The sequence below is a fragment of the Micromonospora hortensis genome (assembly GCF_022230935.1).
GTDB classification, from domain to species: domain Bacteria; phylum Actinomycetota; class Actinomycetes; order Mycobacteriales; family Micromonosporaceae; genus Micromonospora; species Micromonospora hortensis.
The window spans coordinates 1-24,525 of the sequence record NZ_JAKKFE010000041.1; the positions used below are offsets into that span (position 1 = coordinate 1).

22 protein-coding genes and 1 pseudogene are annotated in these 24,525 nt (G+C 72.0%); 9 read left to right on the forward strand and 14 right to left on the reverse strand.

From position 1 onward, the window contains the following. The first annotated feature begins 278 nt into the window (after nt 1-278). Nucleotides 279-1,874: a phytoene desaturase family protein gene (locus NIE111_RS25535; protein WP_238686869.1), complete on the forward strand. Its 1,596-nt coding sequence runs from the start codon at nt 279-281 to the stop codon at nt 1,872-1,874. Nucleotides 1,875-2,012: 138 nt separating this feature from the next. Here NIE111_RS25535 and NIE111_RS25540 read toward each other — a convergent pair whose 3' ends face one another. Beyond that, nucleotides 2,013-3,593, reverse strand: coding sequence for a Rieske 2Fe-2S domain-containing protein (locus NIE111_RS25540; protein ID WP_238686870.1), 1,581 nt, complete (start codon nt 3,591-3,593; stop codon nt 2,013-2,015). Between the two features lie 198 nt (nt 3,594-3,791). On the opposite strand from NIE111_RS25540, the gene NIE111_RS25545 reads away from it, so the two are divergent. Continuing rightward, complete coding sequence (locus tag NIE111_RS25545) at nt 3,792-4,013, forward strand: DUF2631 domain-containing protein (RefSeq protein WP_091400308.1); 222 nt, start codon at nt 3,792-3,794, stop codon at nt 4,011-4,013. A 90-nt stretch (nt 4,014-4,103) separates the two neighbouring features. Here the strand turns inward: NIE111_RS25545 and NIE111_RS25550 are convergent, their stop codons facing one another. The 3 genes from NIE111_RS25550 to NIE111_RS25560 form a co-directional block, all read right to left on the reverse strand. Then, a complete protein-coding gene (locus NIE111_RS25550; RefSeq protein ID WP_238686871.1) occupies nt 4,104-5,267 on the reverse strand; it encodes a DivIVA domain-containing protein in 1,164 nt (387 codons plus the stop codon). Between the two features lie 31 nt (nt 5,268-5,298). Continuing rightward, on the reverse strand, nt 5,299-6,456 hold the full coding sequence (rlmN, locus tag NIE111_RS25555; RefSeq protein ID WP_238686872.1) for a dual-specificity RNA methyltransferase RlmN: 1,158 nt from the start codon (nt 6,454-6,456) through the stop codon (nt 5,299-5,301). 104 nt (nt 6,457-6,560) lie between these two features. Next, nucleotides 6,561-7,949, reverse strand: coding sequence for a phosphatidate cytidylyltransferase (locus tag NIE111_RS25560; protein ID WP_238686873.1), 1,389 nt, complete (start codon nt 7,947-7,949; stop codon nt 6,561-6,563). A 383-nt stretch (nt 7,950-8,332) separates the two neighbouring features. On the opposite strand from NIE111_RS25560, the gene NIE111_RS25565 reads away from it, so the two are divergent. After that, nucleotides 8,333-8,776 carry a hypothetical protein gene (locus NIE111_RS25565; protein ID WP_238686874.1) on the forward strand — a complete coding sequence of 148 codons (444 nt, stop codon included), beginning with the start codon at nt 8,333-8,335 and terminating at the stop codon, nt 8,774-8,776. 52 nt (nt 8,777-8,828) lie between these two features. Here NIE111_RS25565 and frr read toward each other — a convergent pair whose 3' ends face one another. From frr to NIE111_RS25590, 5 genes and pseudogenes are all read right to left on the reverse strand, one after another. After that, nucleotides 8,829-9,386 carry a ribosome recycling factor gene (frr, locus tag NIE111_RS25570; protein ID WP_203149044.1) on the reverse strand — a complete coding sequence of 186 codons (558 nt, stop codon included), beginning with the start codon at nt 9,384-9,386 and terminating at the stop codon, nt 8,829-8,831. A gap of 84 nt (nt 9,387-9,470) precedes the next feature. After that, a complete protein-coding gene (pyrH, locus tag NIE111_RS25575) occupies nt 9,471-10,238 on the reverse strand; it encodes a UMP kinase (RefSeq protein ID WP_030487501.1) in 768 nt (255 codons plus the stop codon). Between the two features lie 161 nt (nt 10,239-10,399). After that, nucleotides 10,400-11,227, reverse strand: coding sequence for a translation elongation factor Ts (gene tsf, locus NIE111_RS25580; RefSeq protein WP_091400300.1), 828 nt, complete (start codon nt 11,225-11,227; stop codon nt 10,400-10,402). A gap of 134 nt (nt 11,228-11,361) precedes the next feature. Continuing rightward, a complete protein-coding gene (gene rpsB, locus NIE111_RS25585) occupies nt 11,362-12,282 on the reverse strand; it encodes a 30S ribosomal protein S2 (protein ID WP_238686875.1) in 921 nt (306 codons plus the stop codon). A gap of 472 nt (nt 12,283-12,754) precedes the next feature. Next, nucleotides 12,755-13,910, reverse strand: a pseudogene (locus NIE111_RS25590) (hypothetical protein). A gap of 353 nt (nt 13,911-14,263) precedes the next feature. Here NIE111_RS25590 and NIE111_RS25595 point away from each other — a divergent pair. From NIE111_RS25595 to NIE111_RS25615, 5 genes are all read left to right on the forward strand, one after another. Next, a complete protein-coding gene (locus tag NIE111_RS25595; protein ID WP_238686877.1) occupies nt 14,264-14,623 on the forward strand; it encodes a YraN family protein in 360 nt (119 codons plus the stop codon). 30 nt (nt 14,624-14,653) lie between these two features. Then, nucleotides 14,654-16,174: a YifB family Mg chelatase-like AAA ATPase gene (locus NIE111_RS25600; RefSeq protein ID WP_238686878.1), complete on the forward strand. Its 1,521-nt coding sequence runs from the start codon at nt 14,654-14,656 to the stop codon at nt 16,172-16,174. Then, nucleotides 16,171-17,382, forward strand: a complete 1,212-nt coding sequence (gene dprA / locus NIE111_RS25605) for a DNA-processing protein DprA (RefSeq protein WP_238686879.1) — start codon at nt 16,171-16,173, stop codon at nt 17,380-17,382. Before NIE111_RS25600 ends, dprA begins: the two co-directional genes overlap by 4 nt. Before the next feature lie 364 nt (nt 17,383-17,746). Beyond that, on the forward strand, nt 17,747-18,799 hold the full coding sequence (locus tag NIE111_RS25610; RefSeq protein ID WP_238686880.1) for a tyrosine recombinase XerC: 1,053 nt from the start codon (nt 17,747-17,749) through the stop codon (nt 18,797-18,799). 72 nt (nt 18,800-18,871) lie between these two features. Continuing rightward, the gene (locus tag NIE111_RS25615) at nt 18,872-20,053 is read left to right on the forward strand and encodes an aminotransferase class V-fold PLP-dependent enzyme (RefSeq protein ID WP_238686881.1); all 1,182 of its coding nucleotides are present in this window, start codon (nt 18,872-18,874) and stop codon (nt 20,051-20,053) included. On the opposite strand, the gene NIE111_RS25620 is transcribed toward NIE111_RS25615, so the two are convergent. After that, entirely contained in the window at nt 19,974-20,678 is a 705-nt protein-coding gene (locus NIE111_RS25620) for a murein hydrolase activator EnvC family protein (RefSeq protein ID WP_372488402.1), read from the reverse strand. The two genes, NIE111_RS25615 and NIE111_RS25620, sit on opposite strands and share 80 nt — an antisense overlap. A gap of 282 nt (nt 20,679-20,960) precedes the next feature. Here NIE111_RS25620 and NIE111_RS25625 point away from each other — a divergent pair, with 282 nt between their 5' ends. Beyond that, nucleotides 20,961-22,103 carry a sulfite oxidase gene (locus NIE111_RS25625; RefSeq protein WP_238686883.1) on the forward strand — a complete coding sequence of 381 codons (1,143 nt, stop codon included), beginning with the start codon at nt 20,961-20,963 and terminating at the stop codon, nt 22,101-22,103. A 63-nt stretch (nt 22,104-22,166) separates the two neighbouring features. Here the strand turns inward: NIE111_RS25625 and NIE111_RS25630 are convergent, their stop codons facing one another. The 4 genes from NIE111_RS25630 to lepB are packed head-to-tail and all read right to left on the reverse strand — an operon-like array spanning nt 22,167 to nt 24,515. Next, the gene (locus NIE111_RS25630; RefSeq protein WP_007075222.1) at nt 22,167-22,490 is read right to left on the reverse strand and encodes a DUF2469 domain-containing protein; all 324 of its coding nucleotides are present in this window, start codon (nt 22,488-22,490) and stop codon (nt 22,167-22,169) included. Beyond that, the gene (locus tag NIE111_RS25635) at nt 22,487-23,299 is read right to left on the reverse strand and encodes a ribonuclease HII (RefSeq protein ID WP_238686884.1); all 813 of its coding nucleotides are present in this window, start codon (nt 23,297-23,299) and stop codon (nt 22,487-22,489) included. Before NIE111_RS25635 ends, NIE111_RS25630 begins: the two co-directional genes overlap by 4 nt. Then, a complete protein-coding gene (locus NIE111_RS25640; RefSeq protein WP_308193748.1) occupies nt 23,293-23,826 on the reverse strand; it encodes an NUDIX hydrolase in 534 nt (177 codons plus the stop codon). Before NIE111_RS25640 ends, NIE111_RS25635 begins: the two co-directional genes overlap by 7 nt. A gap of 53 nt (nt 23,827-23,879) precedes the next feature. Further along, nucleotides 23,880-24,515, reverse strand: a complete 636-nt coding sequence (gene lepB / locus NIE111_RS25645) for a signal peptidase I (protein ID WP_238686885.1) — start codon at nt 24,513-24,515, stop codon at nt 23,880-23,882. Between the last annotated feature and the right edge of the window lie 10 nt (nt 24,516-24,525).

The following is a 24,525-nucleotide window of genomic DNA, read 5'->3' on the forward strand; positions in this document are numbered from 1 at the left end:
CGAGTCTGGTGCACGGAGTTCAGATGTCGGGCATGCCCTGTCCCACTGCGCACCCCAGCCCAACCGCGCACCCAGCACCTGCGCGCCCGCGCTGCGCGCTGACTTAGCGGGCAGACGGTACTGTCGGGCACACAACTAGGCCATCCTGCGTGTCGACCGGGGGTGGGGGCGGGGGGGGGGGCCGGCGGCCCGGGCCGGGAGGGGGGGGGTGTGGGGGGTGGGTGGGTGGGAGTGGAAGGGGTGACCTGGGCTGGTGGGGCGGACTAGGCTGCCGCGGCATGAGCAGTGAGATTCCGGCCCGCGCCGACGTCGTGATCGTCGGTGCCGGGCACAACGGTCTGGTCTCCGCGGTACTGCTGGCCCGCGCCGGCCTGGACGTCCTCGTGCTGGAGGCCGCCGACGTCATCGGCGGCGCGACCCGCACCGAGAACCCGTTCCCGAAGGTGCCGGGGCTGCGCCACTCCACCGGGTCGTACCTGCTCGGACTGATGCCCCCGGAACTGCTCGCCACGCTCGACGTCCGGATCCCGGTGCTGCGCCGCGACCCGCACTACTTCCTCCCCACCCCGGGCGGCCTCGGCTCGCCGTACCTGCTCTTCGGCAGTGACACCGCCGCCACCCGGGCGCAGCTCGCCGAGTTCTTCTCCCCCGCCGACGTGGCCGCCGACGACGCCATGCAGGCCGAGCTGGCCGCGCTGCGGGACGACCTCGCCCCGGCCTGGTTGGCCGAGCCGCTCAGCGTCCAGGAGACCGCCGAGCGGCACGTCCGCCCGGCGCTGCGCCAGGTCTTCGTCGACCTCGTGCAGGGCTCGGTCGCCGACTACCTGGCCCGGTTCGAGTTCCGCTCCGAGCTGCTGGTCAGCATGTACGCGGTCACCGACGGCCTGTCCGGGCTCAACGCCGGCCCGGACGATCCCGGCACCGGCCACAACTTCCTCGTGCACAACATGTGCCGACTGCCCGGCTCCGGCGGCACCTGGATGATCGCCGAGGGTGGGATGGGAACCGTCTCCCGGACCTTCGCCGAGGCCGCCCGCGCTGCCGGAGCGACAATCCTGACCGGTACGCCGGTGCACGCGGTGACAGTGGACGGCGGCGCGGCGAGCGGAGTGGTGCTCGCTGACGGTCGGGAGGTGGCCGCGCGAGTGGTGCTCGGCGCTTGTGACCCGTACCGGTTGATGGACCTGTTGCCCGACGGCGCGCTCCCGGCGCGGCTCGGCGAACGGATGGCGGCGGTCCGCCGGCCCGGCACCACCCTCAAGCTCAACCTGGCGCTCACCGGGCTGCCGCGGTTCTCCTGCCTGCCGGACGGCACGCCGAGCCCGTTCGGCTCGACCATCCACCTGCTGCCCGGGTCGGCGTCGCTGGTCGGCGGAGCGTCGACCTCGCCGATGACCGCGCTGCGCGCCATGTGGGCAGACGTGCAGGCCGGGCTGCTGCCGGCGGAGCCCACCATCGAGTGGTACCTGCACACCACAGTCGACCCGTCGCTCTCCGACGCCGCCGGGCACCACTCGTCGGCGCTCTTCGTCCAGTCCGTCCCCTACGAGTTGGCCGGCACCACCTGGGACGCGGAGCTGCCCGGGTACGTCGACCGGCTGCTCGGGATCGTCGAGCGGTACGCGCCCGGCACCACCGACCTGATCGCCGACGCGGTGCCGCTGCCGCCGCCCGGCATCGAGGAGCACTTCGGCATCACCGGCGGGCACATCCACCACGTCGACAACACCGTCTCGTTCACCGACCGGATGCCCTACGCCACCGGCGTCGACGGTGTGTACGCCGGCAGCGCCGGCTGCCACCCGGCCGGCAGCGTCATCGGCGCGGCCGGTCACAACGCCGCCCGCCGCATCCTCACCGACCTGTCGGCCTAACCCCTAACCCCTAACCCCGGCCCCGGCCCGGCCCCGGCCCCGGCCCCGGCCCCGGCCCGGCCCGGCCCCGTTGATCATGAAGTTATTGCCCGCCGTGGCGGCGTTTCGTGACAATAACTTCATGATCAACCGGGCGGGTCAGATCACGGCCTCGCCGGCGGGGGCGGGGGTTTCCGCGTCTACTCGGTGGGCTCGCACCTTGTGGCCGACGCTCGTCAGGCAGCGGCCGCTGGGCAGGTCGAAGCGCCAGCCGTGCAACTGGCAGGTGAGCTGGTCACCGTCGACGATGCCGAAGCGGGTCAGGTCCGCCTTCAGGTGCGGGCACCGCCGCTGCACCACCCAGTCGCCCAACGTGATGTCCTCGGCGTCGGTGCTGCGCTCGTGCTCGTCGTACCAGCCCTCGGCGTACTGGAGCCGCTCCTCGGAGAGGCACTTGAAGAACGCGTAGACGAACTCGTTGTACTGGCCGATCCGGGCCGCCGAGAACCGGCAGGACAGGAAGAGCGAGTTGACCCAGTCCACCTCGTCGATGAAGAGCAGGTGCTCGATCAGCGACCGTTCGGTCCGGAACCGGTAGCGCACCTTCTCGTCCGCGTACGGCCGGACCTCCTTGCCGGGGAAGTCCACAACGATCGACTCGACGCTCTCGCCGTCATACCCCACCAGGTCGAAACGGACCGGGCCGCCAACCCCCTTGGCCAGGTAGATCGACTCGTCGAGCAGCGGCTCGATCCGACGCTTCATCTCGCCGAGCACGTCCACCTCGGGGTGCCGCCAGGACGCCTTCTCCGCCTCGATGATCGGGCGCTTGCGCTCCCGCATCTCCTCCAGGTGCGCGACCTTGTTCGCGAAGAACTCCTGCACCGGCACCGGGTGGGTGGTGCTCGCGCCCTCGGTGGTGACCTCGGCGACGCTGCCCGGCAGCAGCACGATCCCGTTGGTGCCGCCGACCTTGGCGTACTCCGACATGAAGACGGACTGGTCGGGGAAGATGTTGCCCTCGTCGCCGTGGATGTCGTTGAACTGCCACAGGGCGTCGTCGAGGAAGCACGGCGGGCCGGCGATCGGGAAGACGTGCGACGCCTTCAGGTCGTCGATGTACCGCCAGGTCCGGTCGAACTGCCGGTCACGCTTCTGCTTGCCGAACGCGGTCTTCGCCGCCTGCGGCAGTTCGTAGACCATCGGGTACCAGATCGCACCGGAGAACTGGAGCAGATGCGCGTGCACGTGCCCCAGCTCGGCGAAGACACTCAGGTCGGTGGGGCGGGCGTCGTTCTGGTTGAGCAGCCGCACACCCTCGTACTCGACCCAGAGCGAGGAGTCGCCGATCGGCCCGTCGGTCGGGCTGGTCAACGCCTGAATCATGATCTTCAGGCCGCCGGGCAGCTCCACCACCTGCTCGTTGGGCGCCTTCAGGAACTTGGTGAAGCCCAGCGCCCGGAACTCGTCCTCCATCTCCGAGGTGGGGAACTCGGGGAGCAGGACGGTGGCGTCCTTGGAGACGAAGTCGCGCAGGTGATTCGCGTCGAAGTGGTCCCGGTGCAGGTGGGAGACGTACAGGTAGTCGACCTGACCCAGGCTCTCCCAGTCCAGCAGAGAATTGTCCGGGAACGGGAACCACGACGCGAAGTAGGCCGGATTCACCCACGGGTCGCACAGGATGCTGCCCGCGGCCGTGTCGATCCGCATGCTGGCGTGCCCGGTTCCGGTCACTCGCACCGCACAGTCCCCCTCAAACAGACAATCAGGTGTACGCCAAACGCTACCGGAGCGGGTCTGACCGCCGCCCCGCGACGCCGGTAGTGCCGTCCAGCCCAGGTGGGGCAGGGCCGATGGCCAGGAAACCCCCACCCCACCGCACCGGGTACGAGGCGTGCCAGACTAACCAAAGATCCGATCGCGAGGGAAGGACCGACAGTGGCAGGAAGCGAGCCGGTAACGTCGCCAGACCAGCACAAGCCCGGGCACCGCAAGGCCGGGCAGATCGGCGCCGTGCTGTCCGCACTGGCGCTGCTGGCGATGATCTGCGGCAACCACGAGGGCAGGGTCGAGGACATCTGGCTGATCGGCCTGGCCGCGCTGTTGCTGATCATCGTGATCGGCGACGTCGTGTTGCGGCGCAGCGGTCTGCGCTCCTGACCCGACCCACCGCCGGACGACCGGCCGACGTCGTACGCCGAGGGCCCGCCCCCACCCGGGGGACGGGCCCTCGTCCGTATCGCCTCGGGGTCAGCGCCCGAAGAGGATGTCCTGCACGTCCTTGAGCGCGGCGTCGACCTCGGCCTCGAAGTAGCCACCCGGCACCAGGCCGAACCGGAGCGTGTCCAGGTCCTTCGGGTCGACCGGCATCGGATTGCGGCGCTGCATGCCACCGAGCAGGGTGTCGAAGAACCGGTCCACCTGGTCGGGGTCGTACCCGCTGCCGAACCGGCGCACCTGGAAGCTACGGCGGATCTGGTCGACCCGGTACAGGTCGCTGCCGGGCGGACCGGCCATCGGCGGACCGCCCATCGGCGGGCCACCCATCGGCGGGCCGGCCACCGCCGGCGGACCGGCCATCGGCGGGCCACCCATGCCCTGCTGCGGCAACGGAGGCGGACCGGCCGGACCACGGCGCATGTCGCGCAGATCCCGCTCCGGCATCCGGATCTCGGCCGTCATGTCGGCGCGACCGTGCCGCCCGGCCTCGAAGCCGTCGAAGCGCGGCTCCTCCGGCGGCGGCGGATAACCGCCGGGCGCGCGTTGGTCGTCAGGGCCGTACCCACCGCGCTGATCATCCTGGCCGTAGCCAGCGGGTGAGCGCTGGTCGTCCGGGGGGCCGTACCCGCTGGGACCGGCGGGCAGGCCGCGCTGCGGCATGCCGTGGCCACCCATCGGGCCGGGGCCCATCGGGCCACCGGGACCCATCGGCGGGCCGGCCGGGCCACGTGGCGCGTCGTAACCACCGCCGCGGGGGGCGTCGTACCCACCGGCGAAGGCACCGGTCGGCTCGTCGTAGCGGCCGTAGGGCGGGCCGGCCTGCGCGGGCATCGGCCGGGGCGGCATCGGCTGCGGGACCATGCCCCGGTCGTCACGCATCGGCGGACCCATCCGGTCCGGTGGGCCCATCCGGTCACCCATCCGGGGGTCGCCACCGCGCCCGGCGCTGTTGCGCTCCTCCAGCTCGGCCAACTGTCGCTCGACCCGGTCCAGGTGCAGGTCGACCTGCCACTCGTCGTAGCCGTTGAAGCGGACCCGGAAGACGACGTCATGAACCTCCTGGGAGGCCACCGGGGCACCGACCTGCCGGCCGTCGAGCGTCGCCTCGACCCGGTCGAGGAAGGCATCCACCTCGTCGACCTTGTATCCCCGGCGGAGCGCCTTGCGCCGGAAACGCTGACCCTGACTCGCCACTATGTCTCCTGGTCTCGTTCGCCACGCCCGGTCACGCCGGTGCCTCTCCGGCGCGGTCGGTGTTGGTGTCGTTGTCTTCGGCGGCGGCAAGCTGGCCACACGCGCCGTCGATCTCGCGACCTCGGGTGTCCCGAACTGTGGTGGACACCCCGGCGTCGCGCAACCGCCGGACGAACTCCCGCTCGACCGGCTTCGGGCTCGCGTCCCAGCGGCTGCCCGGCGTCGGATTGAGCGGAATGAGGTTCACGTGGGCCAATTTGCCGGCCAGCAGCCGCCCGAGCAGGTCGGCTCGCCACGGCTGGTCGTTCACGTCCTTGATCATCGCGTACTCGATCGACACGCGGCGGCCCGTCCGGGCGGCGTAGTCCCACGCTGCGTCCAGCACCTCGGCTACCTTCCAGCGCTGGTTTACCGGCACGAGTTCGTCGCGCAGATCATCATCGGGCGCGTGCAACGACAACGCAAGGGTCACTGAGAGGTCTTCGCTGGCCAGTCGGTGGATGGCCGGAACCAGGCCGACCGTGGAAACGGTGATGTGCCGCTGGGACAGGCCGAGCCCCTCCGGAGCCGGGCTGACCAGCCGACGGATCGCCGCGATCACCCGGTTGTAGTTGGCCAGCGGCTCGCCCATGCCCATGAAGACGACGCGCGACAGCCTCGGCGGGGAACCCGCCACCACGCCGGAGGCCGCCACCCCGGCCATGTACACCGCCTGGTCGACGATCTCCGCCGTCGACAGATTGCGGGTCAGCCCGGCCTGGCCGGTCGCGCAGAACGGACAGGCCATGCCGCAACCCGCCTGGCTGGAGATGCAGACGGTCACCCGGTCCGGGTAACCCATCAGCACGCTCTCCACCATCGCACCGTCGTGCAGCCGCCAGAGCGCCTTGCGGGTCGCGCCGTCGTCGCAGGCCAGCTCGCGCACCGGGTTGAGCAACGTCGGCAGCAACTGGTCGGCCAGCCGCTCCCGGGTCGCCGCTGGCAGATCGGTCATCGCCTGCGGGTCGCGGACCAACCGCCCGAAGTAGTGGTTGGAGACCTGCTTGGCGCGGAAGGCCGGCTCACCCAGCCCGGTAACCAACGCCTGGCGGCCGGCCAGGTCCAGGTCAGCGAGGTGCTGAGGGGGCATGGAGGCCCGGCGCGCGGCGGGGGCGACCGAGATGGCGGGGATCAAGGGCAGGCTCGTCATGGCTGGTCCAGTGTGTCACGCCGTCGGCGGCGGCTGCCGGTCCGGAGGTGTCGAACGGGCCGCGACCGCCGGAGCCGGAGGACCAGGTCGCCGTGATTCATACCTCAGCCCACCACCGGCACGAAGATCGCCAACAGCAGGTAGGCCGTCGGCACCGCGAACAGGATCGAGTCCAGTCGGTCCATCAGACCGCCGTGGCCGGGCAGCAGGTTGCTCATGTCCTTCACGCCGAGATCCCGCTTGATCATCGACTCGGCCAGGTCACCGAGGACCGCCGCGCACGAGACGGCCACCCCGAACAGCGCGCCCCACCAGGGGGCAACCTCGAACATCAGCCACAGCAGCAACGCTCCACCCAGGGCCGCCGCGGTGACCGAGCCGGCGAAGCCCTCCCAGGACTTCTTCGGGCTGATCGACGGGGCCATCGGGTGACGGCCGAAGGAGACCCCGGCCGCGTAGCCACCGGTGTCGGAGAGGACCACCCCGATCAGCGTGGCCAGGATGCGCAGGTGGCCATCGCCGGGGGCCGCCGCCAGCAACGCCGCGAAACCGGCGAGGAACGGCACGTAGACGGCGATCAGGGTGGCCGCGGTGAGATCCCGCTGGAAGCCGGCCGGCCCGTCACCCAACCGCCAGATCATGGTGCCCAGCACGGTGACCAGCAGCCCCAGGCTGAGCGCGTCCGGGCCGGCGTACCAGGCCAGACCCACTGTCAACACGCCGCCGGCGATCAGTGGCACCAGTGGCGGGTGCGCGCCGCTGCGCCGTACCGCGCGGGCCATCTCCCACATGCCGATGGCGACCGCGGCGGCGATCACCGGCAGAAAGGCCAACGGATAGACCAGCAGCGGCACCACGATCAGCGCGCCGAGGCCGAGCCCGACCCCGATCGCCGCGGGAAGGTTACGCCCGGCCCGTCCGGTGCCCACCTGCTGGGTGGCCGGTCGGTCGAGGCTGGCCCGACGTCGCCCCTTCGACCGTCGACCCGTCGTCGGAGCCTCGTCCGGCACCACGTCGGCCCGGACAGGCGCGAGCTGCTCGGTCGGGTACCCCGGGTCGTCGAAGCGGGCGGGAGGGCCGTCGAGACGGCTCGGCTCGTCGAAGCGCCCGCGGTCCGGGCCGTCGTACCGGGGCGGCCCCTCCCCCGTGGGAGGTCGGTCCGGGTAACGGTCACCGCGACCCCGGTCGTCGTACCGGTCGGGCTGGTTGCGGTCGTCGACGTGCCGGTCCCGGTCGTCGAAACGATCGTGCCGGTCCCGGTCGTCGAAGCGGTCGTCCGGGCGGGCCGGGCGGCCACGCTCGTCGTACGGGTCCGCGGGATGCGGATCGGCGTACGGCCGGGCGTGCGGGTCGGCGTACAGCTCAGGGCCGGCGGCCGGACGGCGGCTCCACTGGCCTGCCTCCAGCTCCTGGTCCGGCCAGGGCAGCGCCACCGGGCGCTCCGGCCTGTCCCAGCCGCGAGGCTCGCTGCCGTAGGGGTCGGGGTGGGACATCACGCACCGCGAAGCGGCACGAGAACCACCACATGACGCAAGACCACAAGCATCCCCTACACGTGCGATGTTCCTCGGATTGACCGCCCCGACGGTCGGTCGATCCCCGGTGTTCACCACCCGGTGGCCGGGAATCCTGCCGAGCCTACTGCACACGCCGGATCGGCACGGCGGACGAGGCACGCCCACGGACGCCACCCGGCGCCGCCGGCCCTGCGGCCAGCGACACACACCCATCCGGTACGGCAGACCACAGGCAATCCGCAGCCGTCGATCCGACTCGTCCGGTGCGCGATCGAGTACTGAGCGAACCCGCCCCGGCGTGGTCCGCTGGTGCCGCGCCGGCGCCAGCCCGCGCTCCGCAACGGGGGAAGGGCACTCACATGTACACGTTCGGTCTCGCGGTGTTGACGGTGGCCGCCATGGTCCTGGGAGCAGGGTCACCGGCCGCCGCCACCACGGCACGGACCAGGATCACCATCGACCGCCACACCAGCGAGCTGTACCCGTTCGAGCCGCCCGTCGGCGAGCCGGGAGTGACGTACCCGGCAGCAGGGGTCACCGCCACCGCCCGCAACTGCCCGGCCGGCATGGTCCTCATGTCGGCCTCGCTGGTGCAGGACGGCCTGCCGACCCTGTGGGCCACCGGGGGGCACGGCGCCGGCGAGATCCTCTGCGACGGCGGCACCGTCGAACTCGGGATGGGGTTCGCCCGGATCGCTCCCGCGCTGCACCCCGGCCGGGCCACCGCCCACTTCTCGCTGCGCGACTGGGACACCGGCGAGCAGTTCGCCGAGAGCACCAGGACCGTCTGGATCCCCTGCTGACCTATGGAACGAGGCTCGTTCCCGACGTCGGGAACGAGCCTCGCAGCATGGGTCACACCTCGAGCAGTTCGGTTTCCTTGTGCTTCACCAGGTCGTCGACGCTGGCAACGTACCGCTGGGTCAGGTCGTCGAGTTCCTTCTCGGCGCGGCGACCGTCGTCCTCGCCGGCCTCGCCGTCCTTGACGATCCGGTCCAGCTCTTCCTTGCCACGGCGGCGGACGTTGCGGATCGCCACCTTGGCCTCCTCGCCCTTGTGCCGAGCCACCTTGATCATGTCGCGGCGCCGTTCCTCGGTCATCTGCGGGAGCAGGATGCGCAGCTGGTTGCCCTCGTTGTTCGGGTTCACCCCGAGGTCCGAGTCGCGGATCGCCTTCTCCATGGCGTTGATCTGCGAGTTGTCGTACGGCTTGATGATGGCCATCCGCGGCTCGGGGACCGCGATGGACGCCATCTGCGTCAGCGGCGTGGGCGTGCCGTAGTAGTCGATGATGACCTTGGAGAACATGGCGGCGTTGGCGCGACCGGTACGGATGGCGCCGAACTCCTCCTTGGCGTGCTCGACCGCACGCTCCATCTTCTCCTCGGCCTCGAGGAGGGTGTCGTCGATCACCGGTCTCCTCGCCTCCTTCTGTGCTCGTGGTGGGCTCTGCTGAAAGTCGTCAGACCCGCTGTCGTCGTCGCCGGTCGGCGGGACTCAGGCGGTGATCAGGGTGCCGATCTTGTCGCCACCCACCGCGCGGATGATGGTGTCGTCACCCTGCGCGCCAAAGACCAGCATCGGCAGGCCGTTCTCCATGCAGAGGCTGAACGCCGCCGCGTCGGCCACCCGCAGGTTGCGGCGCAGCGCCTCGGAGAAGGTGATCGAGTCGAGCTTGCTGGCGGTGGGGTCGATCCGCGGGTCGGCGGTGTAGACGCCGTCCACGCCGTTCTTGCTCATCAGCACCACGTCGGCCCGGATCTCCAGCGCCCGCTGGGCGGCCACCGTGTCCGTGGAGAAGTACGGCATTCCGGCGCCCGCGCCGAAGATGACCACGCGGCCCTTCTCCAGGTGCCGGATGGCCCGCAGCGGGATGTACGGCTCGGCGACCTGGGCCATCGTGATGGCGCTCTGCACCCTGGTCTCGATGCCCTCCTTCTCCAGGAAGTCCTGGAGCGCGAGGCAGTTCATCACGGTGCCGAGCATGCCCATGTAGTCGGCGCGGGCCCGGTCCATCCCACGCTTCTGCAGCTCCGCGCCGCGGAAGAAGTTGCCTCCGCCGACCACCACGGAGACCTGCACGCCGCGGCGGACCACTGTGGCGATCTGCCGGGCGATGGCCTGGACGACGTCCGGGTCGACGCCGATCGCGCCGCCACCGAAGACCTCACCGGAGAGCTTCAGCACCACCCGGCGGGCACGCCCCGGCGGCGGTGCCGTCGGATCATCCAGCTCCAGCGTCCGGTCACTCACAACCTGCGTCATCCGCCCCGCCCTTCCCCACGCGCACGCCCCGTGCGGCGCGTACCGCGAACCTGCCGCTGCCGACCCTATGTGACGAGGAGGCCGCGGTGCCTGTCACGTACACCGGCGGCCTCCTCGTTGATGTCTCCTGCCCACGGGCGCCAGCGGCGCCCGGTGGCGGCTCAGGCCTGGCCGACCTCGAACCGCACGAAGCGGGTGACCTCGATGCCGGCCTCGGCCAGCAGCTGCTTCACCGACTTCTTGTTGTCAGAGACGGACGACTGCTCGATCAGGACGAAGTCCTTGAAGAAGGAGTTGACCCGACCCTCGATGATCTTCGGCAGAGCCGCCTCAGGCTTGTTCTCCTCGCGGGCGGTCTGCTCGGCGATGCGCCGCTCGGACTCGACGACCTCAGCCGGAACCTCGTCCCGGGTGAGGTACTTCGGCCGCATCGCGGCGATCTGCATGGCAACACCCCGGGCGTCGGCGTCGCCGGCCTCGTCGGTCTTGCCGGTGTACGACACCAGCACGCCAACGGCCGGCGGCAGGTCCTGGGCCTTGCGGTGCAGGTAGACGGCGGTGGTGCCCTCGACCCGGGCGAACCGGTTGAGCACCAGCTTCTCGCCGATCTTGGCGGACTGCTCCTGGATCAGGTCCGCGATGACCTTGCCGTCGAGCTCGCTGGCGAGCAGCTCCTCGGCGGAGTTCACGCCGGCGCGCTCACCGTGCTCGACCAGCTGCTGGCCCAGCGCGATGAACGACTCGGTCTTGGCGACGAAGTCGGTCTCGCAGTTGAGCTCGAGCAGCGCCTTGCCGGAGTGGGCGACCAGACCGTTCGCGGCCGTACGGCCGGCCCGCTTGCCGACGTCCTTGGCGCCCTTGACGCGCAGGATCTCGACGGCCTTGTCGAAGTCGCCCTCGGCCTCGGTCAGCGCCTTCTTGCTGTCCATCATGCCGGCGCCGGTGAGGTCGCGGAGCTTCTTGACGTCCGCGGCGGTGATTTGGGACATGGCTCTCTCTTCGGTGTTGAGACGGCGTGTGGATGGTCAGAGGTGCCGGTTACCCGGATCCGGGCGGATCGTGCCCGGCGTACCGTCGCTGCCCGCCGTTCGCGAAAACGGACGGCGGGGCAGCGACGGTGCGATCACTCCGCGGTGGCGGCCGCCGGCTGCTCGGTGGCGGCCTGCGCCGGCTGCTCCGGGGTGGCGGGCTGCTCGGCGGCGGCAGCGGCGGGCTGCTCGGCCGGAGCGGCCGCGGCGGCCGGAGCGGCCGACTCGTCGGCCTTCTTCGGCTCGAGCAGCTCGCGCTCCCACTCGGTCAGCGGCTCGTCGCTCGCGACGCCCTCGGGCTTCTCGTCGTTGCCCCGGCGACGGCCGGAACGCGCGATCAGACCATCCGCGACGGCGGCGGCGACGACCTTGGTCAGCAGCTCCGCCGAGCGGATCGCGTCGTCGTTACCCGGGATCGGGAAGTCGACCTCGTCCGGGTCACAGTTGGTGTCCAGCACCGCGATCACCGGGATGCCCAGCTTGCGGGCCTCGTCGACGGCGATGTGCTCCTTCTTGGTGTCGACGATCCAGACCGCGGCGGGAAGCTTCTGCATGTCCCGCAGGCCACCGAGGGTGCGGGTCAGCTTGATCTTCTCGCGGGAGAGCTGCAGGGTCTCCTTCTTGGTGTAACCGGCGGCAGTGCCGCTGAGGTCACCCAGGCCCTCCAGCTCCTTCATCCGCTGGAGCCGCTTGTAAACGGTCTGGAAGTTGGTCAGCATGCCACCGAGCCAGCGGTGGTTGACGTACGGCTGGCCGACCCGGGTCGCCTGGTCGGCAATCGCCTCCTGGGCCTGCTTCTTGGTGCCGACGAACAGGATGCTGCCACCCTCGGCGACGGTCCCACGCACGAACTCGTACGCCTTCTCGATGTACTCGAGGGTCTGGCGCAGGTCGATGATGTAGATGCCGTTGCGCTCGGTCATGATGAAGCGCTTCATCTTCGGGTTCCAGCGCCGGGTCTGGTGCCCGAAGTGGACACCGCTCTCCAGCAGCTGACGCATGGTCACGACGGCCATGGTTGGGGTACTCCTCAAGGTCCCTGGTTGTCACGCCCGGCCGGTGGCCGGGCGTCCTGGCGCCTGGTCGCCGACCCATGGTGGACCCGATCAAGATCGGGACCAGGGAGGCCGTCGCTCCACGACGATTCGTGAAGAGGGCGCGCGAGGTCGACCGCCGAGGCGGTCGCCAGTTGGCCAGTGTACGCCCTTCGCCCGTTCAGCCGCCCCGGGGTGCGCGTGGCGTGCTGCTCCGCGCTCAGCCGCTCGCCTGCCCGGCCGCGCGCCCGCGCGCCTGGCCGCGCGCCGGCGCGCCCGCGCGCCTGCGCGCCCGCGCGCCTGCTTGATCGCGCGCGTTGCCGGGAAGATCGCGCTGGTTCGTGGAAATAGTGGCCTCCGCGTCGCTGGAGGCCACTATTTCCTGGTTGTTGTCCGAACCATCAGCGCGCGACAGGCTGGCGGCGGGTCAGACGGGCCGGCGGGCCGGGCCGGGTCAGCCGGCAGCGAGCGCGGCGGCCACGAAGAGCACCAGGCCGACGGTCAGGTAGGCCGTCGGTGGGCGCAACCAGCCCCGACCGTTGTCGGCGAGCGCCAGACCTCCGGTTCGTAGCCCGTACAGCCCGGTCGCGAAGATCGGCAGACCGGCGACCAGGGCGATACCCGCCACCACGTCCCCGGCGTCCACCGGGTCGCCGGTCACGCCCGCCAGCAGCACCCGCAACGCGGGAACCTCGAAGACCAACACCAGCAGGGCGAAGAGTACGGCCAGCACCGGTCGACGGGTCCGATAGACGCCGTCGGCGGCCGGCGGATACACCGGCGGCTCACCTGCGGGCAGGTCGGGTCGCGGGCCGATCCCGGGCATCGGACCGGTCGGCATCTCCAGTGGGTGCGGAGTGTCGCCGCCACCCCGGGTCGGCTCGATGATCGGGTACCCACCGAGCGGAGCGGGACGAGCCTGGTCGGCGAGCACGCCGGCCGGCGCTGTCGACGTGCTGTCGCGGGACGTCTCCGGCGCCGCGCTGGTCACCGGAGATCCCGCCGTGGCCGTCTCGCGGGCGGCGCGGCGTCCGGGCAGCTCACCGGAGGTCTCCGACGGGTCCCGGTCCGCCCGACGCGATCGGGTGGCCCGGTAACCGTCCGCCTCCGGCCGCGCGCCGCCCAACGGGTCGACAGCGCCGAAACGCCCCGAATCAGCCTCGCTCGCCCCGAACCGACCGGTCTGATCGTCCAGGGCGCCGAAGCGACCCGAGTCCGACTCCGGCGTACCGAAGCGGCCCGCGTCCACCGCGCTCAGGCGACCCGAGTCCGACTCCGGCGTACCGAAGCGGCCCGCGTCCACCGCGCTCAGGCGACCCGAGTCCGACTCGGGCGTACCGAAGCGACCCCCGTCGACGGCGCCGAAGCGTCCCGAGTCCGGCTCGCGGCGGCGGCCGACTCCCGTGTCCTCGACGGAGCGGCCGTCTTCCGCACCACGCTGCTCGGGGATCTCGCCGTCCCGGTACCGCGGTTCGCCCGCGCCGCGCCACTCCGAATCGCCGTAACCGCGACCCCGCTCGTCGGGGTACCAGCGCGACTCCTGATCTTCCGGAAAACTCCGTCGTCCGTCCACGTCAGGCACCGTATGCGACCGGCCACGCCCGCGCCATTTCAGCCCGGCAGACGCCGTCAATCGACCAAGCCAGCGCGGTCGCACGATTCAGTACCGGTTGCACGGCCACAGACCTGGCACCTGTTCGTGAGCGCCATTGCGTGGGCCATCTTGCGCGATCTTGCACTTACTGTGCCGGCATAGGGGGCATACCACTCATTTCAACTACCGAAACTGCAAGATCGGCGCAGGGGGTGTCCTTGGGCCCCTGGGCGATTGCTGCGCGGGTTCGGTGGGAGGCCGTAGCACAGGGCGGGCGTGATCATCCGGTTGTCCACAGCACCCCCGTTGTCCACAGGTGGGCCGTTGCCGGGTCGCGGCGATCACCCTCCGGCGGGCACCGTGCCGGCCATGACGAAGCGGAACCAGGCGGTTGGCGCGTACGGCGAGCAATGTGCGGCCCGGCACCTGACCGAGGCGGGGCTGCGCCCGATCGCCCGAAACTGGCGTTGCCCGGCCGGGGAGATCGACATCATCGCGTGGGACGGGCCCGTGCTCGCCTTCTGCGAGGTGAAGACCCGACGGGGTGAGAGCTTCGGCACCCCGGCCGAGGCGGTCGTGCCGGCCAAGGCCCGCCGGCTGCGAGGGCTCGCCGCGCGGTGGCTGACCGAGACCGGTACGACCGCCGAGGAGGTCCGTTTCGACGTGCTGTCGGTGCGGCTTCCCCACGCCGGTCCAGCGCAGGTCGACCACCTCAAGGGCGCGTTCTGACATGCGTATCGGGAAGATCGGTGACGCGCCGTGAGCTACGCGAAGGTGCTCTGCGTGGGGCTGGTCGGGGTGACCGGCCACCTCGTCGAGGTGGAGGCCGACCTGGCCGCCGGCCTGCCGGCGGTGGTGATCTCCGGTCTGCCGGACACCGCCCTGCACGAGGCCCGTGACCGGGTCCGCGCGGCCGTTGTCAACTCCGGCCAGCGCTGGCCCAACCGGCGGATCACCCTCAACCTGCTGCCCGCCACGCTGCCGAAGTTCGGGTCGGCCTTCGATCTGGCCATCGCCGCAGCGCTGCTGGGCGGCTCGGGTGAGCTGCCGTTGCTCCCGCTGGAGGGGGTGGTGGTCCTCGGCGAGTTGGGGCTCGACGGGACGGTCCGGCCGGTGCGCGGCGTACTCCCGATGGTCGCCGCCGCAGCCCAGGCCGGCATCGTGCGGGTGATCGTCCCGGTCGGCAACGCCGCCGAGGCCGCCGTCATCCCCGGGGTACGGGTGCGAGCGGTGGACACTCTGCACCGGCTCGTCGCGTTCGTTCGGGACGGAACGCCGCTGATCGAACCACCGGCGGACATCCCGGAGCCGCCGGCCGGTGGGCCGGATCTCGCCGACGTCGCCGGGCAGCAGATGGGTCGGCGCGCCCTGGAGGTCGCCGCGGCCGGCGGGCACCACGTGGCACTGCTCGGCCCACCGGGCGCCGGCAAGACGATGCTCGCCGAACGGCTGCCGTCGATCCTGCCCGAGCTGGACGACGACGCGGCGCTGGAGGTCACCGCGCTGCACTCGGTCGCCGGGCTGCTGCCGCCGGGTGGTCGGCTGCTGCGGCGCCCACCGTTCCAGGCGCCGCACCACACCGCGACAGTGCCGTCGCTGGTCGGGGGCGGCTCGGGGCTGGCCCGACCCGGCGCGGTGTCGCTCGCGCATCGCGGGGTGCTCTTTCTGGATGAGGCTCCCGAATTCAGCAAGGGTGCGCTGGAGGCGCTGCGCCAGCCGCTGGAGCACGGCCGCATCCAGCTGAGCCGCAGCGGGGGCGGCACCGTGTACCCGGCCCGCACCCAGTTGGTGCTGGCGGCCAACCCGTGTCCGTGCGCGAAGCCGGCCGGCGACGCGCACTGCGAGTGCTCGCCGCTGGTTCGCCGCCGCTACCTGGGAAGGCTCTCCGGGCCGCTGCTCGACCGGATCGACGTCCAGGTGCGGCTGATGCCGGTGCGGGCGGCCGAGCTGATGGCGACCGACGGCGATGTCGAGCCCTCGGCGACGGTCGCCGCCCGGGTGGCGGCGGCCCGGCAGGCAGCGGCCAGCCGCTGGGCCGGCCTCGGCCGACGGCTCAACGCCGAGGTGGAAGGGCCGCACCTGCGCCGACCGCCGTGGCGGCTGCCGGCCCGGGTCACCGTGGAGCTGCGGGGCCGGCTCGACTCCGGCTCGCTGTCGGCGCGCGGCTTCGACCGGGTGATCCGGATGGCCTGGACCATCGCCGATCTGGACGGTCGCGACCGACCTGACCAGGACGACGTCCGGGAGGCACTTCAACTACGGACGGGGGAGGCGGCGTGAGCGCCGAGGAGGAACGAAGGCTGGCCCGGGTCGCCCTGACCTGGTTGGCGGAGCCGGGCACGCGCGCGGTGCATCACCTGGTCGAACGGCACGGCCCGGTGGCGACCCTGGATCTGCTGCTCGACGGCGGCAGCCCGAGCGGTTGGCTGCACACCACTGTCGCAGCACGCTCGGCGGTCGGCGACGTGCGAGCGGTGGCCGCGGAAGCCCTGGAACGGGGGGACCGACTGGGTGCCCGGCTGGTCACGCCGGACGACGAGGAGTGGCCGGCCCAGGTCGCCAGTCTGGCCGCGATGCGGCTACCGGACGTCAGCCGCCGGGTGGACGGTGAGACCGCCCCGCCGCTCTGCTTCTGGGTACGCGGGAGCTGGCCACTCGGTGAGGCGCTGGATCGCTCGGTGGCCGTGGTGGGGGCGCGGGCGGCCACCGGTTACGGGCAACACGTCGCGACCGAACTGGGGTACGGCCTGGCGGAGCGGGACTGGACGGTCGTGTCCGGTGGCGCGTTCGGCATCGACGCCGCCGCCCACCGGGGCGCACTCACCGCGGGCGGTCTGACCGTCGCGGTGCTCGCCTGCGGGCTGGACCGTCCGTACCCGATGGGCAACGCCGCCCTCTTCGACCGGATCGCCGAGACGGGGCTGCTGGTCAGCGAGTGGCCGCCCGGTGCCGAGCCGCTGCGGCCCCGGTTCCTGATCCGCAACCGGGTAATCGCCGCGGGCACCCGGGGCACCGTCGTGGTGGAGGCGTCGGCGCGCAGTGGCGCGACGCAGACCGCGCGGCGAGCCATTCACGCCAATCGGGTGGCCATGGTGGTGCCGGGCCCGGTGACCTCGGCGATGTCCGTCGGTGCCCACGAGTTCCTGCGCGAGTTCCCCGACAAGGCCCGGCTGGTCACCGGGGTGGCGCACGTGCTGGAGGAGGTGGGTCGGATCGGCGCGGACCTGGCCCCGCCAGCGCGTGGACCGCAGCGGGCCACCGACGCGCTGGACGACGACACGCGGTCGCTGCTGGAGGCTCTGCCCCGCCGAGGCGCGATGGGCGTGGACCGGCTCTCCGCCCGCGCGGGCGTCGACCTACGGACCGCGTTGCGCAAGCTGTCTCTGCTGGAGGAGCTGTCCATGGTGGTCCGTCGCGATGACGGCTACGCCCTCGCCCCACCCGCCAAACCAAAGCCTGCGGCGGCGTCCGGTCGAGCTGTTACCTGAGCGGTTGCGTGACCGCCGCCCGGCCGGGGTGGCCGTCCGGATGCCCGTACCTCTCGCGGCCGGGATCCGGCCGGCCGCTCGCGGTCGGGGTCCCAGCCAGCCGGTACTGCCGGTACCGTGCCCGGTCATGGGTGCAATCAAGCCGTGGCACATCAGCGTGCTCTGCTGTCTCGTCGTGACCGCCGTGCTCGTTGTCGGCTTGCTCGTCTTCCTGAGCAAGAGGAACAACCGCCGATAGTCGGGGGTGGACACCGGCGCCGTCGTGTCCCGTGGCGGCGGCGGGCCGGCCGTAGGCTGGTGCCGTGTCAGCCGTCAGTGAGGGTGCCGGGGCCGAGGAACCGGCCGGCACGTCGGCGCGGCCACGATGAGCCGGGCGGACCGGGGCACCCGGGCCATGCACCAGGCACTGCCGCCAGCGTTGCGTGACGCTGTCGACGACTTCGCCGAGCACCTGTCCCGGGTCCGTAACCGGTCGGCGCACACCGTCCGTGCGTACGTCACCGATCTGGTCTCGCTGTTCGACCACGCCGTCCGGATGGGCTGCGTCGACCTCGCCGAGCTGGACCTGTCGGTGCTGCGCAGTTGGCTGGCGCGGCAGCGCACCACGGGTGCCGCTCGCACGTCGTTGGCCCGGCGGGCCGCGTCGGCGCGGGCATTCAGCGCCTGGGCACACCGGGCCGGGCTGCTCCCCGCCGACGTGGGCGCCGCACTGGCCAGCCCTCGCGCGCACCGGGAACTGCCCAGCGTGCTGCGCGCCGACCAGGCCGCCGCTCTGGTCGAGGCACCGTCCCGGCAGGCACCGCCCACGGACCAGACGCGCACGGACCCAGAACTCCCGGACCAGGCGCGCCCCGACGCAGTGCGGACGGACGCGGCGGCCGGGCCGGCGTCGGGTGCAGCGGAAGCGGCCGAGGCGGTGCCGCTACGGGACCGGGTGCTGCTGGAGCTGCTCTACGCCACCGGCGTACGGGTCAGCGAGGCGTGCGGGTTGGACGTCGGCGACGTCGACCACGGCCGGCGGGTGATCAGGGTGTTCGGCAAGGGCGGGCGGGAGCGCTCGGTCCCGTACGGGGTGCCCGCCCAGCGGGCGTTGGACGACTGGCTGCGCCGGGGCCGCCCGGCGATGGTGGGTGCCCGCTCCGGCGACGCGCTGCTGCTGGGTGCCCGAGGCGGTCGGCTCAACCCGACGACCGCGCGTCAGATCGTCGGTGCGTACGCAGAGACCACCGGACTACCCCGGACCAGCCCGCACGATCTACGCCACTCCGCGGCCACCCACCTCCTGGAGGGTGGCGCGGACCTGCGTGCGGTGCAGGAGCTGCTCGGCCACTCGTCGCTGGCGAGCACGCAGATCTACACCCACGTCTCGGTCGAACGGCTGCGTGCCGCGTACCGGCAGGCGCACCCGCGCGCCTGATCAAGGGCCGTTAGGCGCCCGCGCCTGATCAAGGGTCGGAGGGCGCGCGAGCGTGGCGGTTACGATCATCAAGTGAGCGTCCCGAATCCTCCTGAGCCGATCCCGGGCGCCCGTCTGCTCTTCTCCCTGGACCCGGCGGTCAGCCACCTCAACCATGGCTCGTTCGGCGCGGTGCCGATCGGCGTGCAGCGCGCCCAGCAGCGGCTGCGCGACGAGATGGAGGCGAACCCGCTGCGTTTCTTCACGCAGGGGCTGGTCGACCGGATCGCGCACACCCGCCGGCACCTGGCCGGGTTCCTGGGCTCCGACCCGGATGGCAGTGCCCTGGTGGGCAACACCACCACCGGCGTCGCCGTGGTGCTCCAGTCGGTGGGCCTCAAGGCCGGCGACGAGGTGCTGAGCACCGACCACGGGTACGGGGCGGTGAGCCTGGCCATCCAGCGCGAGTGCCGTCGCACCGGCGCGGTCAGCCGGGTCCTGCCGATCCCCCTGGCCGCCACCGACGAGCAGATCGTGCAGAGCATCCGCGCCGGACTGCGCCCCGGGCGGACCCGGCTGCTCGTCGTCGACCAGCTCACCTCGGCCACCGCCAAGCTCTTTCCGACCGCCGCCATCGTCGCGGTGGCCCGCGAACACGGCGTGCCGGTCCTGGTGGACGCCGCGCACGCCCCGGGCATGCTGCCCACCACTGTTGCCAGCATCGGCGCGGACTTCTGGGTGGGCAACCTGCACAAGTGGGCCTACGCCCCGCGCGGGACGGCCCTGCTGGCTGTGGCACCGCAGTGGCGGGACCGGATCGAGCCACTGGTGGTGTCCTGGGAGCAGGAGTCGGGTTTCCCGGCCCGGCTCGAGTGGCAGGCGACGCTTGACTACACGCCCTGGTTGGCCGCCCCGGCGGGCCTGTTCACCATGCGCGGTCTCGGCGTCGACCGGGTGCGGGCGCACAACGCGGCGCTCGCCGCGTACGGCCAGCGGGTGGTGGGGGACGCTCTGGGGGTGACCCCCGCCGAGCTGCCCGATCCCGGCGGGCCGGGGGTGGCGCTGCGCCTCATCCCGCTGCCGGCCGGCATGGGCACCACTATCGACGCGGCGCGGGCGTTGCAGGCGCGGATCGGTGAGCGGCTCGCCGCCGAGGTGGCGGTGATGAGTTGGAGTGGTCGGGGGTGGCTGCGACTCACCGGCCAGGTCTACAACGCCGCCGACGAGTACGAACGGCTGGGCGCACGGCTGCCGGCACTGCTCGCCCAGCGCTGACCTGACGGCCGGAAGCGGACACCGGGACCGGACCGGCCGGGAGCAGACGCACCGGGCCGAGGCCGAGCAGGGCCAGCGGGTCGAGATACTCCTCGCCCCGGCGCAGGCCCCAGTGCAGGCACGCCTCGGCCGGGCACCCCGGATGCCCGCGCAGCAACTCGCCCAGCGGAGCGCCGGCGGTGACCGGCTGGCCGGGGCGTACAGCGGGTTGGACCGGTTCGTGGGTGGTTCGTAGCCCGTCAGCGTGCCCGACGGTGACCACCGGTCGACCGGCCACCAGGCCGGCGAAGAGCACTGTGCCCGGCCCGGCGCTGCGGACCACCGCTCCGGCGGGGGCGGCCAGGTCGACGCCGCGATGGCCGGGCAGCCACGGTCGCGGCGGCCTGTCGAACCGGCGCACCGGACGGGGTGGCCCGTCCACCGGCCAGCGGAACCGCCCGGCGGGCACCGGGTCGACTGCCAGCACGGCCAGGCCAGCGACCGGCACGCTCGGGGCCGCGACCGGCTCCGCCAGGGCCGCGGCCGGCACGGTCGGGGTCGGTGGTTGGCCGGGCACCGCCGCTATCAGCACCGCCAGCCCGCAGAGCTGGACGGTCAGTGCGAGCGGGAGCGCGGCGCAGAGCAGCAGCGTGCGGCGGATCGAACGGACGGATGGCTCTCGCATGACGCCAGCCTGCTGCCGAGGCGGGGTCGTCCGCCGGCCCTGCCGACGGGGCTGTGGACAACCGGAGGTGCTGTGGACGACCACCCGATGCCCTCGATGATCTGCTATGCCGGGAACGGCGGGACGCTGTCCACGGCCGTCGCGCGAACGCCGCCGTACCTCCGGTGCCGTTTTCGGGCCGCCACGGAGGGCCTAGGCTGGGCCGCGTACGGCGGGTGCCGCCGTCTGTGCAGGGGAGGCCGCATGACCACTCTCGATGACCGGACGCCGTCCTCCACCGGGCCCACCGTGGCCGACGTCAGCGGCCCGTCCCGGCTCGCGGAGCCGGACGAGACGATCAGCGCCGAGGAGTTGCAGCTCGCGGCCCGCAACCACGGCATCCCGTTGGAGGCGCTGCGCTACGACGTCACACCGGCCGGGTTGCACTACCTGTTGATCCACTACGACATCCCGGAACTCGACCCGGCGACGCACACGTTGACCATCGGCGGCGCTGTGGACCGTCCGTTGACGCTCACCCTCGCCGACCTGCGCGAGCGGCCCCGCGTCACCCGGCAGGTGACACTGGAGTGCGCCGGCAACGGGCGGGCCCTTCTGCACCCCCGGCCGGTCAGCCAGCCGTGGCTTGTCGAGGCGGTCGGCAACGCCGAGTGGACCGGCACCCCCCTCGCTCCGCTGCTGCGCGAGGCGGGCGTCGACCCGGACGCGGTGGACGTCGTCTTCACCGGCGCCGATCACGGCGTGGAGCGCGGAATCGAGCAGGACTACCAGCGGGCGCTTCCGGTCGCCGACGCGCTGCGCGAGGAGGTGCTGCTGGCGTACGAGATGAACGGCGCTCCCCTGCTGCCGCAGCACGGCGCGCCGCTGCGGCTGATCGTGCCGGGCTGGTACGGCATGGCGCACGTGAAGTGGGTCCACTCGATCGAGCTGCGGACCGAGCCGTTCGAGGGGTACCAGAACGCGGTGGCCTACCGGGTACGCCGCGACGCCGACGACCCGGGCGTGCCGGTGACCCGGATCGAGCCGCGGGCGCTGGTCCGCCCGCCCGGCTTCCCCGACTTCATGTCCCGCCGTCGAGTGCTGCGACAGGGCCCGTGCACGCTGGATGGTCGGGCCTGGTCGGGGCACGCTCCGGTGGTCGCCGTGGAGGTGACCACCGACGGGGGCCAGAGCTGGACGCCGGCCGAACTGGACCCGACGGACGCGGGGGACTTCGCCTGGCGGCGCTGGCGGCACGAGTGGGTCGCCACCCCCGGCCGGTACGTGCTCGGCGCGCGGGCTACCGACGCGTCCGGGCGAACCCAGTCGGTCGAGCAACAATGGAATCGTGGCGGCTTCGCCAACAACATGGTGCAGCGGGTCGAGGTCGTGGTGCCGGCCGAGTGATCGGCGGCGGGTGTCACGCCACGGGTGGGGGGCCCGTGGCACTGCCCGGCGGCTCGGGTGCGCTCAGCCGCCGAAGCCGGAGTCGGCGGGCAGTGAGATGTCGGGCTTCTCCAGCTCCTCGACGTTGACGTCCTTGAAGGTCATCACCCGGACGTTCTTCACGAAGCGGGCGGGACGGTACATGTCCCACACCCAGGCGTCGTGCATCTCGACCTCGAAGTAGACCTCGCCGTCGGAGTTACGCACGTGCAGGTCGACCTGGTTGGCCAGGTAGAACCGACGCTCCGTCTCCACCACGTAGGAGAATTGGCGGACAATGTCGCGGTACTCCCGGTAGAGCTGCAGCTCCATCTCGGTCTCGTACTTCTCGAGATCTTCCGCGCTCATCGCACTCCGCCTTCCATGGCCACATCTTCCCCCACCGGCGTCGGAGGCCGAGGCTGCTCGCCCAACGCCACGCCGACGGTACCCCCTGACGCCCACGAGCGCTCCATCGGCTCATCCAGGCCGTGACCGCCGGGCCGTCGGGCGCGCGGCGGCCGGCCGTCGCGACCGGAGACCGCGGCGACATTGACGTACGAGAACCGGTGCTCCCGGCACGGCCCGTGCTCCCGCAGCGCCGCCGAATGCTCCGGGGTGATGTAGCCCTTGTGCTCGGCGAAGCCGTACGCCGGGAACACCCCGTCCAACTCCACCATGAGCCGGTCCCGGGTGACCTTGGCCAGCACACTGGCAGCCGCCACACACGCGGCCACCCGGTCGCCCTTCCACACCGCCAACCCGGGCACACCCAGGCCGTCCACGCCGAACCCGTCGGTCAGCACGTACTCCGGGCGGGTGGTGAGCGAGGCGAGCGCCCGGCGCATCGCGGCCAGGTTGCACACGTGCAGACCCCGGGCGTCGACCTCCTCGGCCGGGATGACCACCACGGCGTACGCGAGCGCCCTGTCCACGACCTCCGCGTACACCCGTTCCCGGCTGGCCGGGGTGAGCAGCTTCGAGTCGGCCAGCCCCTCGATCTCGCCGCGCCGCCCCTCGGGCAGCACCGCAGCGGCGGCGACCAGCGGACCGGCGCACGCCCCGCGGCCCGCCTCGTCGGCGCCGGCGACGTGCCGGAAGCCACGGCGCTGCAACGCCCGCTCCAGGGCGTACAGGCCCGCCTCGCGGCGCACCACTGTGCGCGGCGGGGTCAGCACGACGCCTCGCCCCGGCCGGCGGTGCTCGACTGCCCCAGTCGGGTCAGCAGGGCGGGCAGTTCGGGCGGGTAGAACCGGTCGCCGCTGGCCGCCAGCTCAGCCGGAACCCACCAGCGGTGGTCGGCGATGCTGCGTCGCTCGATGTCGTTGAAGCCCGTGGTGTCCACCCGCCAGGAGTCCACCCGGAAGAGGAAGAAATCCTGCTCCTGGCGGTACCAGATGCCGTCGAAGGAGAACTCGGTCGCGTCGGACCAGACCGGCTCGCCCAACTGGGCCGGGTCGAGCCGCAGGCCGGTCTCCTCGGCCAACTCCCGGGCCGCGCCCGCCGCCGGGGACTCCGACGGATCGAGCCCGCCGCCGGGAGTGAACCAGTAGCGGTGCCCGGGTCGGGCCGGGTCGAAGCCCTCGAACAGCAGGACCCGGCCGGCCGCGTCGACGAGCAGCACGCGAGCCGCGCGTCGAGGGGTGTAGGCACGGTCGCCACTGCTCGCGCCTGCGGGGCTCGCAGGCTCACTCCTCGCGCTCACGGTCACCGCACCAGCCTGCCAGACCGACGACGGATCGCCCACGCCCCGTCGGCCTACGGCTTGGGAATGCCGTCGAACCCGTCGGGCACCGTCAGCCAGGTGGCCCGGTTGACCGGCCAGAAGACGGTGAACGCCCGCCCGACCACGTCGTCCTCGGGGATGGTGGCCTCGGTGATGTTCTGCCCGGACTGCTGCCAGTGCTCCAGCGAGTCGCCGGAGGCCGACCGGTGGTCGCCCATCACCCACAGCCGGCCCTCCGGCACGGTGATGTCGAACTCCTGGTCGGCGGCCTTGTCGCGAATCCCGTCCATGGAGAAGATGTACGGCTCGTCCAGCGACTTGCCGTTGATCATCAGCCGTTCCTCGGGGTCGCAGCAGACCACGTGGTCGCCGGGGATGCCGATCACCCGCTTGATGAAGTCCTCACCATCGGGGTTGCCGCTCCACGCGGTCGGAGCCTTGAACACGATCACCTCGCCGCGGTGCGGTGACCGGAAGTCGTAGACAAGCTTGTTGACCAGCACCCGGTCATCGATCTTGAGAGTGTTTTCCATGGACGGGGATGGGATGAAGAAGGTCTGCAGCACGAAGGCGCGGACCAGCACCGCGACCAGGATCGCCACACCCAGCAGGATCGGCAGCTCCTTCCAGAAGGAGCTGCGCGGCTTGTCGGTCTGCTCGTCAATCACGCCAAGGAGC

Coding starts and splice junctions, on each gene's coding strand:
- NIE111_RS25625 (WP_238686883.1), top strand. CDS start 20,961: ATGACCACTCTCGATGACCGGACGCCGTCCTCCACCGGGCCCACCGTG.
- NIE111_RS25535 (WP_238686869.1), top strand. CDS start 279: ATGAGCAGTGAGATTCCGGCCCGCGCCGACGTCGTGATCGTCGGTGCC.
- pyrH (WP_030487501.1), bottom strand. CDS start 10,238: ATGACGCAGGTTGTGAGTGACCGGACGCTGGAGCTGGATGATCCGACG.
- NIE111_RS25565 (WP_238686874.1), top strand. CDS start 8,333: ATGTACACGTTCGGTCTCGCGGTGTTGACGGTGGCCGCCATGGTCCTG.
- rpsB (WP_238686875.1), bottom strand. CDS start 12,282: ATGGCCGTCGTGACCATGCGTCAGCTGCTGGAGAGCGGTGTCCACTTC.
- rlmN (WP_238686872.1), bottom strand. CDS start 6,456: ATGACGAGCCTGCCCTTGATCCCCGCCATCTCGGTCGCCCCCGCCGCG.
- NIE111_RS25630 (WP_007075222.1), bottom strand. CDS start 22,490: ATGAGCGCGGAAGATCTCGAGAAGTACGAGACCGAGATGGAGCTGCAG.
- NIE111_RS25610 (WP_238686880.1), top strand. CDS start 17,747: ATGAGCCGGGCGGACCGGGGCACCCGGGCCATGCACCAGGCACTGCCG.
- NIE111_RS25595 (WP_238686877.1), top strand. CDS start 14,264: ATGACGAAGCGGAACCAGGCGGTTGGCGCGTACGGCGAGCAATGTGCG.
- NIE111_RS25560 (WP_238686873.1), bottom strand. CDS start 7,949: ATGTCCCACCCCGACCCCTACGGCAGCGAGCCTCGCGGCTGGGACAGG.
- tsf (WP_091400300.1), bottom strand. CDS start 11,227: ATGTCCCAAATCACCGCCGCGGACGTCAAGAAGCTCCGCGACCTCACC.